The following is a 15,949-nucleotide window of genomic DNA, read 5'->3' as shown; positions in this document are numbered from 1 at the left end:
AGTCCCACGGAAGTGGCCTTGGATACACGCAGGCTTACTTTCCCAGCCCACTCTCGGGAATAGTCTACTATATAGCGAGAAAGTTTCTAGATGTCGAGTATTTTTGTGCTATCATCACTACTTGAACATCATTCATCAAAGCTCTTAATGCAGCAGACATACAACGTTTTCATAGCAACTCTGTTGTCGTTTCTCGTGATCATCGGGTGGAACCTCGTGTTCTATAATCCCACACAAAGAGAGAGCTTTCATGAAGTCCAAAAAAAAGAAAGCGTCAAAGTATATGAGTCTTTGGAAAGCACCCTGAGTACAGAACGAATCAAAATTAGCAGCAGCAAGCTCGAGGGAAGTATCCAGTTAACTGGCCTTGCTCTCGATGATCTGATCCTAAAAGATTACAAATCTGATGACCTAAAAGATCAGTATCGCCTTCTTTATCCGAACAAGACAAAAGGTGCATATTTCATTAATCCAGGCTGGACAATACCCGGTGATCCTGGCCTTAGGACTCCCTCTTCCAAAACCAAATGGCAGGCTGATTCTGAACTTTTAACTCCTGGCAGTCCAGTAACTTTTTCTTGGGACAACGGGTTTGGTCTGCTTTTTAAAGTGGTTGTGAGTATCGATGATAATTACATGTTTACCTTCAAGCAAATCGTTGAGAACAAGTCGCAAAACGATCTAAGTGTCGGCTCACACTTTACAATCACCAAGAGTCTCCCTGAAACAAATAAAAGCATGCTTATAATGCATGAGGGGCCCGTAGGAGTAGTAAAAGATCAGCTAATGGAGCTCAAGTACTCTAAAATAGCAAAAAAGAACAAGAGTATAGCATTTGACGAAGACACCCAGAATCAACGGGGATGGTTTGGCTTTTCAGACAAGTATTGGTTTGTCTCGCAGATTTTCGAGAACTCATCAGACGGGAAGGTGTATATCAGTCACATTGATGATAAAAGCGATGACATCTTCCGCATTACAAATTTTAACGCACAGAAAATAGTCCGTGGTGGTGGCCTTATTGTAAAGGAAACTATGCTCTTCGCAGGGCCCAAGAAGCTATCTCTCTTAGAAGAATACGCACAGAACATGAGAATCTATCTCTTTGATAGAGCCGTAGATTTTGGTGTTTTGTATTTTATAACGAAACCCATTTCAAAATTGTTACAGGTTTTCCATCACCTCGTTGGGAATTTCGGTGTTGCAATTATACTGTTGACTTTCTTCATCAGGGTACTAATGTTGCCACTATCAATTAAATCTGGTATCTCGATGTTCAAGATCAAGGAGTTGCAACCTGAAATCCTTAAGATCAAATCGATGTACCAAAATGATAAGGATGCGCTAAACAGAGCGAGTGTCGAGTTGTTTAGAAAGCATAGAGTCACACCGATGTCAGGCTGTTTGCCAACTCTGTTGCAAGTCCCGGTGTTTTTTGCACTCTACAAGGTAATCTTTATAACTGTAGAAATGCGGCAGGCGCCGTTTTTTCTATGGATTTCTGATCTCTCGCTGCCAGATCCAACAAATTTGTTTACTCTATTCGGTTTAATTGATTGGAACTGTCCCGATTTTCTTTCAATAGGAATACTACCTATAATACTCGGATTAACCATGGTCATTCAACAAAAGCTTAGCCCATCACACTATGACGACGGCACACAGGCTTTTATGATTAAAGCTATGCCGTATGTTTTCATGATATTGTTCGCGAGCTTTCCTTCAGGTTTAGTTCTTTATTGGGTATTTAATAACGTTCTCTCACTACTGCAACAGTTCGTGATAGGTAAATACCTATTTACTAAAAAGTTTAAAGCTATGACAAAAACTCAAGAAAGCCTCCCTTGAGTCAATTTTAACATTATGGATCTCTAATAAACACGTTAGCGTTGCCTACCTTGTTATAAGATTACTTTCCCCTTACGGTGTTTTTGATGTTTATTCCTCCACTTTCTATTGGAAGTTACTTCACTTTTTTTTACAGCCGACCGATGCTAGAATCACTCGGTTTTCTGTATTAATTAAGCAATGCAAAAAAAGGTCCTAGTAATTTGCAGTAAGGTCAACCCTAATATCTGCAAGGTGTTATATAAAACTGCAGCAAAACATCTTAAACAACAGGGGGTAGCTTGCAAGTCAGTTTATGTACCGGGCGCATTTGAGTTGCCTACCGCACTTAACATTTTACATTCTAAAGATTTTGCTGGTTACGTCATCTTAGGATGCATCGTTAAATCTGGTACCCCACATTTCGATTATGTTTCGTCCGCGGCCTGTCGTGGGATTATGGATGTCGCCATCAAGAATAACCTTGCCATAGGCTTCGGCGTTATAACAGCAAATAACATGGAGCAAGCAAATGAGAGATCTGTTTCTTATGGAATTGCAGCTGTAAATGCCTGCATGGCAATGATCAAGCTAAAAGAAAGAAGTCCAACACTGTCAGAAGAAGATTTCTTTGAAGATACAGATCTGTAAGTACTCTTTCCTTCTCGGAAAGTTAATTTGTTCTTTAACTATGTTTGCTGGGATATTCTGCTAAATTGGAGCAGAACAGTAATTGTAGAGCTTTTACCAAGCTTGTACTCTTACAGTATATAGCAACGTTATATCCAGCACAGCCAAATCAGAATCGCTAAAGTTGAAGAATTTTCTTAATCCAGCTAACTATCTCTTCCCCACTTTTATTGACAAAGCGCTTTCCATCATCTAGATAAAAGCGCTCAGCCCCTATAGCTAAGCTGGATACCCATATCTCACCAAGATCTGCCTTCCCAACAATCAAGAACGCACCCTGGCGAAGAAACAACTCAACTACCCCCTCGTTGCAATCATATTCATCACAAAGGGGAGACCGTCCAGCAAGCGCCACTATTTCATCAAAAACAACTGCGGAAAGTTTGGCAAAATGAATTTCACTGTTCATTGCGTGGAGAAAGATCCATGGAAAGCCTCTCGGCCATATGTAACACCAGCGCTTCATGCGCTGCTTTCTCAAGCGATTTCCCGCCAAACCCAGCCAAACATTCGAATACTCCCTCCAATACTGAGAGCTTCACATTCATCATGAGATCTCGGTTATCTCTCTTAATACGAGCGCGCAGCCTATCAATTGCAATTGACAAATCCTCTTCTGCTTTACATTTACCCTCTTCATATACCTCTGCGGCACGGGCTTTCGCATCAGTGATAATTCGCTCTACTTCATTATTAAGACACGAATTACGCCTCATTGCGGTCGCAAGCAAATTTTTGGTTTTCAAAAGCTCTTTTTCAACCAAGGACATTTCATCCTCTATTTTACCCGAATGACCTGCAAGGGAGCGCATAAATACGCTAAAAACAGGTTTAGCAAGGACACCAAACGCAGTAAAAAACGCGAAACCTATGACTACACTTTCTACCGACATCCCCTTAATCTCTCATAAAGACAAGCAAAATCCTCCAGCGCTTTTTTACGCACAGATTCAACGTGAACACCGCCAGAACCAACCACAAACGGAGTATAGATTACTACATAATAGTCTTCCACTAACTTCACAAATAATTCTTCAAGCTCAAGCAACTTCTGAGCAAAAAAAGCGTCAATTAGGACCTTATTCTCCTCTCTTAACTCACTATTTAAAACAGCTAAGCGCTCGGCAACACCACCTCTCAATTCTTCAACAGAGATAACTGCATCACGAAGGATATTTTCAGCAGCAAAGCGGGCATCCGAGAGGGCAGCATTCCACACGCTCTCCAAATGCTCCAGATCCTCTTTCATTTTAGCTATTAACTTGCGATTCTCCTTCAACACAGAAGCCCGCACATTTAGCAGAGCATTAAACTTAGGAACAAAGATGAACCTGACGAAGCAGTATAAAAATAGAAAGGAAATACAAAACCAAAATATCTGCCCAAAATAGGTAGATATATCAAACTGAGGCATCTACGCAACAAAAATCAGTAGTAATGCTAAAACGAATGAGAAAAGCCCCATTGCTTCCGTCAAAGCGGCACCTGCATAGACATACTTCTTCAATTTTTCTTCGGACTCAGGGTTTCTAGCAATGCCATTAAGCATCATGGAGAATATGTTACTCACTCCTATAGCAGCCCCCAACATACCAACGACAGAGAGACCAATTCCCAAAAATTTTAGACCTTCTAACTCCATATACCCTTATAAAATAACCATGTTAGTGTTTGAACAGTGAATCATTCAAATAGACGCAGGTCAACATAACAAAAATATACGCCTGCAACATAGCTATGAACACTTCGAACACTATTAGTACCACCACAAACAAAAAAGATAAAGGGCTTATCAACAAAGAGGTTGGATATACAAACCCAGCAATGACCTTAAGTATTGTGTGACCAGCAATCATATTCGCAGTTAGTCGAATAGCAAGGCTAATTGGCCTAAAGAGATAGGTGCACACCTCAAGAAATATCATTAGTGGAGCTATCCAATTAGGCGTTCCATCAGGAAGGAACATGGCAAAGAAACCCATGCCTTGCTTTTTCAACCCAATGAGAGTCACAAAAATAAAGACGACCATTGCAAGTGCAAGTGTCACAACTATATGACTTGTCACTGTGAAGCTCATAGGAAGCGGTAACATTCCAACAAGGTTTGCAAACAGAACATACAAGAACACTGACAGAATCAAAGGGAAATAGTCCGAACCGGCCTTTCCACAACTACCCTTAATGATTCCCAACACAAAACTACATACTATCTCAACAAAAGATTGCATTGGTCCTGGTATCACCTTACCTCTGAAAACACCAGCAAAAAGAAAAAGGGAGGCGAATACAACCGTAAGCACCATATACAATGAGGAGTTAGTAAAATTGATATCCCAACCGAAAAATTCTGGAAGACGAATTAAGGGAAAAATCTCAAATTGCTTTAAAGGACTCATACAGCAGTACAGCTCTCACAATCGGATGTTCTTTCACAATTATAGAAATGTCAAATAATATGGCTAGTATTGATACTTATCGCTTGCGAAATTACAAAGCTCATAAAAAATGAAGCGAACTTTTGCAGTACTAAAAATCTCGTTGTACAACATGTTGTATCATGGTGGCTCAGAGTATGCGGGATACCTGTCTTTTTTGCTGCTTCTATCGATTTTTCCATTTCTATTTTTCTTCACTGCTGTAGCGGGCTACACAGCAAACATAGTAGGAGCTTCTTCATATGAGATAACAAGAAAATTGCTGTCGGTTTTCATAGAGAACGTACCAGAGAACATCATCGAAGGCATAATGCCATATATCAAGGAGATTCTTGAGGGTCCTACACATGGTCTTCTGACGCTTACCATTCTTGGTGCAATATGGACGGCCTCCTCCATTGTGGAAGGATTAAAGGCAGCAGTAAACAAAGCATACAATTTTGGAACTGAAACTCTGGTTTCAGAGTACATACTAAGGCGTTTTGTAAGCGTCATACAATTCCTTTTGATTTCCATTATCATACTTATTTTTCTTCTCTTCCCAACGGTATATCCGCTCTTAACAAAGAATGTATCTTTTCTTCATTTACTAAAAAGACCAAGTTGGTTACCTTACAGCACCGTGACAACCTGCTGTATCTTCTGTTTTGTATCGGCCCTGTATATTTTCTTCCCAAAGGAAAAGCAAAAGTTCACTGATGTTGTTCCTGGAAGTATAATGGTGGTCTCTCTGTGGATTCTTACCTCGATTGCGTTTTCGTTCTACTTACATTCTTTCGCCCAGATGAACATAATTTACGGGAGCATTGCAGGGATAATCGTGGTTATGTTGTATTTTTACTTGCTCAACCTGTGTTTCATATACGGGGCAGAGATCAATGCTTTAAATAAACGAATTAGCCAGAAATAGAAAAGCTCCATTCTCAAATGAAACAATCCTACCTGATGCATATCAGGGTGGTCTTTTCGCTTGCACTTTGGTTTTAATAAACGAACGATGCAGCAACCCGAAAGGAGAGATAAGTCATAGGAAGGCTTTCACATACAATAGCTTCTGATCAATTTACTCTTTGGTTCCAAAATAATTGGAACTAAATAAACCAAAAAGATGCCTAAGATGGCAGGTACTTTGCAACCTCGATAGCAGCATACGTGACTATTCCAGCTGCGCCCGCTCTTCTTATTGCAATTAGGGACTCCAATAACACTTCAAGACCACCATATTGAACCAACATTTTGTACTCACCACTTACCTGGTATGCAAAGATTGGCACACAAAACCGATCCGTTGCCATTTTTATTATGTCAAGGTAGAAACTGGCTGGTTTGATCATTACGATGTCAGCACCCTCGTTAATATCAACTTCGATCTCTCGCATGGCTTCTTTTGAATTTCTATAATCCATTTGATAGGATCGTTTGTCCAGGATGATATTCGTAGAGCCCAATGCGTCTCGGAAAGGTGCATAGAAATTGGAAGCATATTTAGCAGAATACGATACAATCGGGACCTCATCAAATTCAGCAAGATTGAGAGCATTTCTGATTGCAAAAATTCTTCCATCCATCATATCCGATGGGGCAAGCATATCGCTTCCAGCTGCAGCCTGAACCAAAGCTTGCTTTATCAAGAGTTCTAATGTTTCGTCATTAAGAATTTTTCCATCTCTATAAAATCCATCGTGGCCATCAATTGTATAAGGATCGGCCGCAATATCAGTAATAATAACAAGGTCACCTCCGAAATCCCTTTTAAGAGCTCTCACTGCACGGCAGATCAAATTCTCCGGATTATAGGCTTCCTCCGCTTCAAAGCTTCTTTTCCCGGGATCCCGGGGAAAAAGCATGATACTCCTCACACCAACTGTTATTGCGCTCTCTACTATTTTTTTTAGTATATCGATAGAATGTGCATACACACCCGGCATTTCATTCACTTGCAACTCAATATTTGAACCATTTGTGACAAACAATGGTAATATGAGCTGCGAAGCGGAGAGTGTGGTTTCAGCAACTAAGTCTCGGATAATTTTATTTCTACGCGTCCTTCTAAGACGGACAAAAGAACCAGATTGCATTCCTAATATCTCTAATTTACACGTGGAATACTATCATCATACGAAATGAGGCTCAAATTAGTACGAGTATTGTACGACCAAGTAAAGGCACTATTCTCCTGGATTAACTGATTATACAGGTGACCATTACTGAACGCCGAATACAATTTCTTAAGATGGGATTGCAGCTTCTTTACATCTGCTCAAGAAAAAATATACAATGTAGATCGTTGGGTGGTTAGCTCAGTTGGTAGAGCATCTCGTTTACACCGAGGAGGTCAGCGGTTCGAGCCCGTTACCACCCACCGTTCTCTTGCCTACTTTATTGTCCTTTCAGTCCTGCATCGGCAAGGCCTGGGCGTGGTGTCAGTCTGCTTCAGAGTGCCGTTTCTTTATTTCAGCTGCCTTCTTTATTGCGAGATCATGCTTTAGTTTCGACAGATGCGACACGTATAATCTTCCATTCAGGTGATCCATCTCATGTTGTATACAGCGCGCCAGCCAACCATTTGCCTTGAGTAAGCACTCTTCTCCATCATAGTTCAGATATTTAACTACCACCGCATCCGGGCGTATTATCTCGTAATGCTGTTCTGGAAGTGAAAGACATCCTTCATCGGCAGGAACCAAGTTCTGTGAGAATTCTATGATTTCGGGGTTAACAAAATAGTACGGACCTCCTGAGCTTTTGTATCCTACATGATTAAGAGGACTTGAATGCCACTCTTTACCCACAGGAACATCAACAACAATAATTCTCTCAAGTACACCCACTTGAACTGCAGCCAGCCCTATACCCCCACAGTGGTACATCGTCTCCAGCATATCATCGAGAAACACCCTTTTTTCATCTGATAAACCAGCCACAGCTTCTGAAACTTCATGCAACAGTGGGTCAGGCTCTATGATTAGTGCAAGTAACGCCATCGAAAAACAGAGTAAAAAATAAGAAGCTCTAGACTCTAGCAGAACAAAAACTTTCTCGCAAGCTATCCTACCGCACACTTAATGATATCAAAAATTCACAAAAAGAAGAAGTGCCATTTAAAGATGAAATAGTGATATAAGCATAAAATTAAATAATGCGGTTTCTGAAAAGATTCTTTGTATTGCACAAAAGCATCCGAGAAAAAACCCTACAACCAGACCTCAGTCTAACTCATAATGAACAATGCATTTGAGGTACCTCTTTAGGGCTGTAGATGTAAAAAGTACAACAGCATCATGTATTGAGTACCATCTTCTAACTTTCACATGTTGACCAACCCGAATTAATGAGAAGAAGCGCTATCTAATAGCAAGCCCCTTTTTCAGTGCCGTTGACAATAAAAACCCGCTGGCTTAAGCTCTAGCGTATATCTTTCATTTTCGGGCTCCTTCGTCTAGCGGTCTAGGACATCACCCTTTCACGGTGGAAACACGGGTTCGATTCCCGTAGGAGTCATTTTTGCGTTTTTGATAGAAGTGAGAGTTTGTTTCTACGCGAGGTGCGTCGCAGCACAAGTAATTGCTCTGTGCACATCAGGACGCGACTAAACAAAGATTTCAGTAACTGCTTCGCACTCCTTTGACAAAGGGTTGGCGCTCTGCTGTTTGCCTAGTATATCTTGCAGTTTATTGCGCAAATTACAGAATTCACTTCGTTACCATCGTTACTTAGCGGAAGAACACACTGCCTAAATCTTACTTCTTCCTGATTACCATTAACGACCTCACCAGAATCTGTAAGAGGTTCCTTAGTCTGGAAGACCTCATCTATGTACTCTTGGAAAGTATCCGTATTCGGAGAAACAAACTGGATAAACGTTTCATGGAAGACCCCTCTCTCTTCAAACTGTTTCACTTTGGATCCAACATAACTAAGAGTATACTTGAATTTTCCATTCTCCTGACTTGCATCGACAATCACACAATAAGGCATTATGTGAGTTATCTCATCAACATCTACATCAGTTTTCTTGGGGACTCTATTTGCACCTTGGATACCTTTCCAATACTCACATAATTGACCCATTACACGCCTTTCAACAAAATTCTGATCCATATTCAACATTACCCCTCCCAATATATGTCAGTTTTAGCTTATAGCGGTTAAAAAGAGCCTAACTACAAAAATTACATCCAAGGTTTACATCACAGGCACAATGTAATAGAGATATCTCATGATAATTAAGAATTTATCTAAAAGTGAACTGCTGTTCTGGCTACAGTTGTCTAGAACAGTTGGAGAAGTGACTTTTCAGTCATTAATTAGCTTATATGGAACAGCTGAAAACGCTCTAGGACAACTTTCTACTATCCAACAACGTACAAAAAAAATAAAACCTTTCTCCAAGACTGACGCACTAAAAGAGCTTGAGCTAACTGAAAAACTTGGCGCCAGTATTCTTGCCTCCTGCGAAAACAAATATAGTAAAAACCTGAGAGTAATCAGAGATCCCCCTCCTGTACTTACAGTAAGAGGAAATATAGAACTGCTTAACACTCCTTCTGTAGCAGTAGTGGGCTCGAGAAATGCCACAATCAATAGTTGCAACTTTGCATATTCACTTGCGCGCGAATTAGCAGAAGAAGGATATACAATCGTTTCAGGCTTGGCTATAGGAGTAGACACAGCCGCATTAAAAATCACTGACAGCACACTACCAACAATCGCAGTAATAGGAACTGGTATAGATCAGTGTTATCCTATCGAAAATCAAAGATTACAAGAAAGAATTATCGAAAGAGGTGGCTTGGTGGTTACAGAAGTCCCTTTCGGTAAGCGAGGACAGTCTGTTCATTTTGCACGCAGAAACAGGATAATTTCAGGTCTTTCGCAGTGCGTTATCATTATTGAAGCATCAGAGAACTCTGGCTCTCTAATCACTGCCCAGTACGCACTGGCACAGGGCAAGTACCTCTTTGCATCACCGGGAGCACCATACGACAAAAGATTCTCGGGAAGTAATAGGCTCCTAAAACAGGGTGCCATATTGGTAGAAAATGCCTTAGACGTAATACAACACCTTAAAAAGAAAAAACGTAACGATTTTGGCTACAAGACCCTTTTGGATGTTGAGGACAAGGAGTTTATACCTTTCTCCACGCTTAACTGTGACACCGATAAGATAACCGTAATAAAGGCTCAGATCCTCAAAAAAATTGATAGTACATCTGTACCAATGAGTCAGTTAGCACATGAGCTTGGCATCTCAGAAAAGACCCTCCTATTGGCAATAGTCGAACTTGAAATAGAGGGAAAAATAACACGGACCATAACAAATGAAGTTTCCATGCTTTATGATCAGTTTGCTTAACTCACTTAGTAAAATGGCACTCATCGGACTCTTAAGGCATATTACTTGGAAGAGTGGGTCTTTGTATGGAGAGCATAACTGCTAAAGTGAAATCTCAAAAATACAGGACTGGCTTTTTACTATTAAAGGAGGTATTTTCCGTCTGAATAAAGCATAGAATCAATTGAATTAACAAAGAAAAAACGGCTAAATTATGTGCGAATGCATGTATTGCTTTTCCTCTTATCCTGTGAAAGACTAGCGTTGGCCTGGACCATGCGTAGAGGATATCAAAACTTTGAGCTACAGAAGAACTTGAAGGAGGCTAAAACGTCCATGCTCGGCGTAGCTTGGCTGAATGCCGCCTCCACCTGTACAAACGGGTCTCAAGTTTCGAGATATCAAAAACGGTGGTTTGGGTCTTAGTTAGTTTGGTTATGAAAAAGGTCACTGTTTTTGGCGGCAGTGGGTTTATCGGTTCTTATGTAGTGAGGGAATTGGTAAAGTCCGGCTACCGGGTTACCGTAGTTGCCAATTCGCTTTCGTGCGCAAAAAAGCTTAAGCTTTCCGGAAATCTAGGCCAGATCTCGGTGGTACACGGTGACATAAGGTACCCCGATGATATCGTGAAAGGCATCGGAAACTCTGAGATTGTCATAAACATGGTTGGTGTTCTGAGAGAAACTTCCAGCGCTTCTTTTGGTGCAATTAATCATTTGGCATGCGCGCAGGTTGCACAAATAGCTGCAGAGAACGGTGTGCGACGTTTCATTCATTTTTCCGCACTACTAGGTTGTAATGGTGCAACCAAGTACGGTAAAAGTAAGCTCAATGGAGAAGAAGCAGTAAGATCAGCTTTCCCGGAAAGCATAATAATCAGACCAGGAGTCGTTTTTGGAGAGGAGGACAACTTTATAAATCTCTTCGTTAAACTAGGCAGGAAATTACGTATTTTACTTCTACCTGCATGCAAAACTGCATCAATACAACCAGTTTATGTTGGCGACCTAGCTTTGCTAGTCGCTAAAATTTTGCAGAACGAAACATTGAAAGGTGAGATCTATCCAGTAGTTGGATCAAAAAGATATACACTGAATGAAATTTGTTCGCTCATCAGCAGGCTTCTTGGCATAACTGTGATATGCCTACCGATTCCCTATTGGATAGCACTTTGTGAAGCTGCACTCCTTGAATGCTTTTTGCTGAAACCTGTGAATAAGTTTCTCTCAGGTAAAACTGCACCGGTTATAACACGCGGGCAAGTTAAAATGCTGAAGTACGGCAGTATCTCAGATGAAAACGCTTTGCAGGCATTTGATATTCCCAGCACTGCTCTTGAAGAGAAACTTCGGTCCTACATAAGAACAATTTAAGTACTTCTCTTTTTGGAGTTACACTTGTGGCCCGCTCATTCTGAAATGCATATAGCTTGTTCAATCAGCACCCATTCAATTTACAATCTAAAGTATATAATACTAGGACGTTTGTTGAATCTAAAAATTGCTTAGCCATTTAGAGAATTTCAGGCTGAACATCCCCTATTTACCAGATCCTAACGAAAAAAGTTTGAAAGACAGCCAGTAACATCTACAAAAACTATAGGGTTTGGTGATTTCTTAGTAAAACTCACACGTAAAATTGCATGAAGGGTGTTCCAATAATTACCACTTGGTGGTACCTAATGAATAACATGTCGTAAAAGTAGGCAAGCTTTGCCTGGACGTCCTTCAGAACAATAGAAATGGCAACACTTGCAAAAATAAGTTCTAAGATAGCATTTTACATGCGCAAAAGCGCCAGAGCAGCCCTTCTACCAACTTGTTTCGCATTCAAACAGGATCCCGAAGTCCTAAAGTAACGTGGTCTGTTGTCTTTAGCCAGCATCCCTGTGAAATACAAAATATTGTTTTTCACTATAGCGAGCGCACCTAAAGCGGTTTTGCAATCACCATTGATCTCTTCGAGGAAAGCACGCTCAGCTGCAGTACAAATGATAGTCTCTCTATCAGAAATGTTTAGAATCAATTCCCTAAGAAAACGATCTTTTTTCCTAAATTCAACACAAAGTGCACCCTGAGCAACACCCGGAAGCATAACGTTTTCGTGTATAACCTCTGAAATCATTCTGCGTAAACCAAGTCTTTCTAAAGCACAGAAGGCGAGGATTATCCCGTCTAAGTTTTTAGCTTTTTCTATCCTAGTAGCAATATTGCCCCTTAAAGGGATAACACGAAATCTTTGATTTAGTTGTACTACCCTGCGTGGAGCACAAGTTCCAATCACTGCCCCATTTGGCAGAGACAACATATTCGGGTATCGAAAAGAAACAAAAACATCGTTAGGAATAGCCCTCTTGAGTACAGGAACAACTTCAAGATCATCATGATAAAACGCAGGTACATCCTTCATTGAATGGACTGCTATATCTATTTCACCTGTGAGAAGCTTTTCTTCCAGCTCCTTAAGAAAAAGAGCTTTACCACCTACCTCTGTTAAAGGAACATCACTGACTATATCACCAGAGGTCTTTACTTCGACTAAATCAGTTCTTGCACAATAGGGAGCAAGAGCTCTCTCTACGAGACGTGCCTGAATCAGTGCTAATGGCGAACAACGCGTCCCAACCTTTAGAGACAACATATCCCATTGATCACTACAGACCTTTTCCGGCAGCACGCTCCATAAAAAAACGCTTCAACCAACTACTCGATTCTATTACATCCAATACAAATCCTCTAGCAACGCGTAAAGACGGCGAAGCACAAGAAAAAGATTTAACAAGGAAATGAGTGAAAGCAACCATAGAAAGAGCACTTCGTTTTCTTCTCTTCAAATATGCGTCAATCAACTCATCAAAATTGTCCAGTCCATACTTATTCAGCACGTCATGGAGATCTTTTAGATCATATACAGCCAAATTAAATCCTTGACCGGCCACTGGGTGTATCCCATGTGCAGAATCGCCTATTAACATAACTGGCCCCTTACGTGGATTCATGCAAAAGTTTAACACGATAGGATAAACTACTCGCGGTGTAAGAATCTTCTCAAACTCAATACCCGAGATTTTTTGCACCTCTGAAAGAAACTCCTTCTCATCAATTGTCGCAAGGGTATTAGCAAAGGGAAACTTAGCTGTCCAGATAAGGGAAAATTCAGTGCTTTTACGTAATGGTAACAATGCAAACGGACCACTTTCTAAAAACATCTCTACCGCAACATTGGAGTGTTCTCTACCAGTGCTCCTCAAATTACATATGAGACAACTCTGTCTGTAGCTTGAGCGTATCATCTTGAAGCCCAGCAGTCCTGCAGTATTAGAGTACCTACCTTCTGCAACAAGCATATATCTTCCCTCAATCACTTTATCTGCGAAGTCCACACGCACCCTATCGTGGGAATAACACACATTCTTGTATGTACAACCGTAATTAATATCAATTCCTTTGTATAAAATATCCTGGAGCACCAGATTTGGCACCACATAGCTCATTGAAAAATCCAGATTGGCCTGTGCACCCTCAAAGTGGAGAAAGGACCCACTTTTCTCCTGGAAAGAGTATATGTCGTTTATAGGTACAGCAAATGGCTCCATCACTTGCCACAGTCCAAGCTTTTCAAAGAAACGCACGGACTCATAACTAATCGCGCTAGTTCTAAAGTCAACAGAGACTTCACCACTTTTATCAAAGATGTAACAGGACAAACCGAGATCCTTCAATAAATGGGCTGCTAGAACTCCGGATAGACCACCCCCAGAAATTATAAAATCGTAAAACTTAGTCATTGAAAGTTATCCGCGTAGGACTTTGGCTTTACCTTTGCTTGTTGCGGCATGACAACAGTATAGTCAATACCATTTTTTTTAGCATAAGCTTCAGCTACTTCTCTACTGTCAAATTTGAGCACTAACTGCGTTATCGTATCACGACTACCTACCCAACCCATTAACGGCTCTACATATTTTGGCTCCTCAGAACAAAACCTAAGCACCCACTTTTGATCACCATACCCAGACTGAGTAGCTGCCTTGCTTGGTCTATATATTATGGCCTTCTTGTTTTCGATAGACAAAACTTCAAACTACAGTAAAACCAACACCCATTCTTATACTATAAAAGCAAATAGAACTCCAATCCACGCATTCAAATGTGAACAGTGAAATAAAACACCAGACAAGCACATATGTGCACTTTTCTTCACACAATAAGATCAACAAATCTCACGAGGCATAAATCCCGAATACCATCGAAAGAGATCAACACTCATGACACTGCTATCTGTACTGAAGGAATAATGGACACTTGATACGAACACTCCTTTTCAAAGCCACGCGGAAAAAGGCATAAAACAACCTCTTCTAGATCAATGGATCTCACGTAGGCTAAACCGAAAAACCACGGCATTCAAAAAATAACGACAGACGCTCCATTTACATTACCAACCTCAATCTGCCTGTGCGCTTCAGGTATGTCATCCAAGCCACTACACCGAAGAGCAATATTAGGTACTACCTTTTTGATTCGCATGTGATGGAAAACCTCAGCAACTGCAAGCACTGACTCCACATGGTTACGTGCATAATGAAAGAGCGAGGGATGAGTAAAAAACAAAGAACGCGCACGAAAGGCCTTCCAAGACATCGGAGGAATCTCGCCTGATCTTTGCTCGTAGAGTACGTATATGCCAAATCGCGCAAGAGAATTCAAGGAAAGCATATAGGTGTCCTTACCGATGCAATCATAAACAGCATTCACACCATGCCCACGGGTGAACTTATGTACTTTCTCTCTAAGGACTTCTGGATCCTCAAGATAGTTAAGCAACAATTCGCAGCGTATATCTTTAAGTAATTCCAATTTTCTCATCGAACCCACAGTACCAATTATCTTGCATCCAGGAGCCCGAGCCCTAATCCATTGGCACAACATATCCCCCATATCCGTATCTACAGCATGGACCATCACTGTAAAATCATTCATGACGAGATAAGCCCTACACGTAAGATAGAAGGATACCATCCCACTGTACAAGCACGCTGCCACATCAATATCGGAGAGAAAATCTGGAATTTTATGAAGATATTTCAACTTTATTACGCGTTCTTCGGAATAGGCACCATAGGGTATCGTGGCATAACAGACCCTATCTCCAGGTTGAACATCCACAACCGCACCTTCACCCAACTCTTTGATCACACCAACCCCTTGACACCCAACAATCGCTGGCAATTTCCGCCTGCTGGTATTCTCATGCAAATTGTAAAAGCCACTTCTTTGCTCGATATCTATGTAGTTTATTCCAATAGCTGTGTGCCTAATGAGAGCTTCATCACTTTTGGGCGCCCTAAAATTAATATCCACTGATTTAAAAACCTCTGGGCCACCTGTCTTCTCTATAAGAAGCGCCTTTGTCATAGAATCGTCTAAATTTTCGAGGAGATTCTACATCAGCATACTTTAATAAACTACTAGCAAATGAGTATGCATCACGCTACCGAGTAACACTTTCAGTAACGAACTTGTGCGCCATATGCTCTTTTGAATAAGCTAAATCGCTTAACTTGCATCGAAACACTAATAACGATCTCAGATTGGATTAGACAACCTGCCTTGGCAATGAATAGAGCAATGCAAAAACAGCGTAGAATCTAAATGTTTGT

General features: G+C 40.8%; 17 protein-coding genes and 2 tRNA genes. 7 read left to right on the top strand and 12 right to left on the bottom strand.

What is annotated here, in order from left to right; genetic code table 11:
- Positions 1-90: 90 nt before the first annotated feature.
- A complete protein-coding gene (gene yidC / locus NSE_RS01635; RefSeq protein ID WP_049821598.1) occupies positions 91-1,848 on the top strand; it encodes a membrane protein insertase YidC in 1,758 nt (585 codons plus the stop codon).
- 180 nt (positions 1,849-2,028) lie between these two features.
- Positions 2,029-2,478: a 6,7-dimethyl-8-ribityllumazine synthase gene (gene ribH, locus NSE_RS01630; RefSeq protein WP_011451794.1), complete on the top strand. Its 450-nt coding sequence runs from the start codon at positions 2,029-2,031 to the stop codon at positions 2,476-2,478.
- 157 nt (positions 2,479-2,635) lie between these two features.
- On the opposite strand, the gene NSE_RS01625 is transcribed toward ribH, so the two are convergent.
- Genes NSE_RS01625 through NSE_RS01605 form a run of 5 tightly spaced genes read right to left on the bottom strand, consistent with a single transcriptional unit; the run spans position 2,636 to position 4,913 of the window.
- Entirely contained in the window at positions 2,636-2,926 is a 291-nt protein-coding gene (locus NSE_RS01625; protein ID WP_157858669.1) for a frataxin domain-containing protein, read from the bottom strand.
- Positions 2,916-3,410, bottom strand: a complete 495-nt coding sequence (locus NSE_RS01620) for an ATPase (RefSeq protein ID WP_011451792.1) — start codon at positions 3,408-3,410, stop codon at positions 2,916-2,918. The genes NSE_RS01625 and NSE_RS01620 overlap by 11 nt, the downstream gene beginning before the upstream one ends.
- Complete coding sequence (locus tag NSE_RS01615; RefSeq protein WP_011451791.1) at positions 3,401-3,931, bottom strand: ATP synthase F0 subunit B'; 531 nt, start codon at positions 3,929-3,931, stop codon at positions 3,401-3,403. Before NSE_RS01615 ends, NSE_RS01620 begins: the two co-directional genes overlap by 10 nt.
- Positions 3,932-4,159 carry a F0F1 ATP synthase subunit C gene (locus NSE_RS01610; RefSeq protein WP_011451790.1) on the bottom strand — a complete coding sequence of 76 codons (228 nt, stop codon included), beginning with the start codon at positions 4,157-4,159 and terminating at the stop codon, positions 3,932-3,934.
- 22 nt (positions 4,160-4,181) lie between these two features.
- Positions 4,182-4,913, bottom strand: a complete 732-nt coding sequence (locus tag NSE_RS01605; RefSeq protein WP_011451789.1) for a F0F1 ATP synthase subunit A — start codon at positions 4,911-4,913, stop codon at positions 4,182-4,184.
- Positions 4,914-5,022: 109 nt separating this feature from the next.
- Between NSE_RS01605 and NSE_RS01600 the strand changes: the two genes are divergently transcribed.
- Positions 5,023-5,862, top strand: coding sequence for a YihY/virulence factor BrkB family protein (locus tag NSE_RS01600; RefSeq protein WP_011451788.1), 840 nt, complete (start codon positions 5,023-5,025; stop codon positions 5,860-5,862).
- A gap of 202 nt (positions 5,863-6,064) precedes the next feature.
- Here NSE_RS01600 and hemB read toward each other — a convergent pair whose 3' ends face one another.
- Positions 6,065-7,030 carry a porphobilinogen synthase gene (gene hemB / locus NSE_RS01595; RefSeq protein ID WP_011451787.1) on the bottom strand — a complete coding sequence of 322 codons (966 nt, stop codon included), beginning with the start codon at positions 7,028-7,030 and terminating at the stop codon, positions 6,065-6,067.
- 211 nt (positions 7,031-7,241) lie between these two features.
- On the opposite strand from hemB, the gene NSE_RS01590 reads away from it, so the two are divergent.
- Positions 7,242-7,314 (top strand) — tRNA-Val (locus NSE_RS01590).
- Positions 7,315-7,375: 61 nt separating this feature from the next.
- Here NSE_RS01590 and def read toward each other — a convergent pair.
- Positions 7,376-7,936, bottom strand: coding sequence for a peptide deformylase (gene def / locus NSE_RS01585; RefSeq protein ID WP_011451786.1), 561 nt, complete (start codon positions 7,934-7,936; stop codon positions 7,376-7,378).
- A 444-nt stretch (positions 7,937-8,380) separates the two neighbouring features.
- Here def and NSE_RS01580 point away from each other — a divergent pair.
- Positions 8,381-8,453, top strand: a tRNA-Glu gene (locus tag NSE_RS01580).
- Positions 8,454-8,606: 153 nt separating this feature from the next.
- On the opposite strand, the gene NSE_RS01575 is transcribed toward NSE_RS01580, so the two are convergent.
- Positions 8,607-9,053 carry a PAS domain-containing protein gene (locus tag NSE_RS01575; protein ID WP_157858668.1) on the bottom strand — a complete coding sequence of 149 codons (447 nt, stop codon included), beginning with the start codon at positions 9,051-9,053 and terminating at the stop codon, positions 8,607-8,609.
- 118 nt (positions 9,054-9,171) lie between these two features.
- Between NSE_RS01575 and dprA the strand changes: the two genes are divergently transcribed.
- Positions 9,172-10,308 (top strand): DNA-processing protein DprA, encoded by a 1,137-nt coding sequence (dprA, locus tag NSE_RS01570; RefSeq protein WP_011451783.1) that lies wholly within the window; start codon positions 9,172-9,174, stop codon positions 10,306-10,308.
- A 416-nt stretch (positions 10,309-10,724) separates the two neighbouring features.
- On the top strand, positions 10,725-11,660 hold the full coding sequence (locus NSE_RS01565; protein WP_157858667.1) for a complex I NDUFA9 subunit family protein: 936 nt from the start codon (positions 10,725-10,727) through the stop codon (positions 11,658-11,660).
- Positions 11,661-12,066: 406 nt separating this feature from the next.
- On the opposite strand, the gene hemC is transcribed toward NSE_RS01565, so the two are convergent.
- The 4 genes from hemC to NSE_RS01545 all read right to left on the bottom strand — a co-directional run bounded on the left by hemC (position 12,067) and on the right by NSE_RS01545 (position 15,704).
- Positions 12,067-12,927: a hydroxymethylbilane synthase gene (gene hemC / locus NSE_RS01560; RefSeq protein ID WP_011451780.1), complete on the bottom strand. Its 861-nt coding sequence runs from the start codon at positions 12,925-12,927 to the stop codon at positions 12,067-12,069.
- 13 nt (positions 12,928-12,940) lie between these two features.
- The gene (locus tag NSE_RS01555) at positions 12,941-14,074 is read right to left on the bottom strand and encodes an FAD-dependent monooxygenase (RefSeq protein ID WP_011451779.1); all 1,134 of its coding nucleotides are present in this window, start codon (positions 14,072-14,074) and stop codon (positions 12,941-12,943) included.
- Positions 14,071-14,361, bottom strand: coding sequence for an ETC complex I subunit (locus NSE_RS01550; protein WP_011451778.1), 291 nt, complete (start codon positions 14,359-14,361; stop codon positions 14,071-14,073). Before NSE_RS01550 ends, NSE_RS01555 begins: the two co-directional genes overlap by 4 nt.
- Positions 14,362-14,693: 332 nt before the next feature.
- Complete coding sequence (locus NSE_RS01545; protein WP_011451775.1) at positions 14,694-15,704, bottom strand: quinone oxidoreductase family protein; 1,011 nt, start codon at positions 15,702-15,704, stop codon at positions 14,694-14,696.
- Between the last annotated feature and the right edge of the window lie 245 nt (positions 15,705-15,949).

This window comes from Neorickettsia sennetsu str. Miyayama, from assembly GCF_000013165.1.
Classification (GTDB): Bacteria; Pseudomonadota; Alphaproteobacteria; order Rickettsiales; family Anaplasmataceae; genus Neorickettsia; species Neorickettsia sennetsu.
This window is presented reverse-complemented; position numbering and strand designations above follow the sequence as displayed.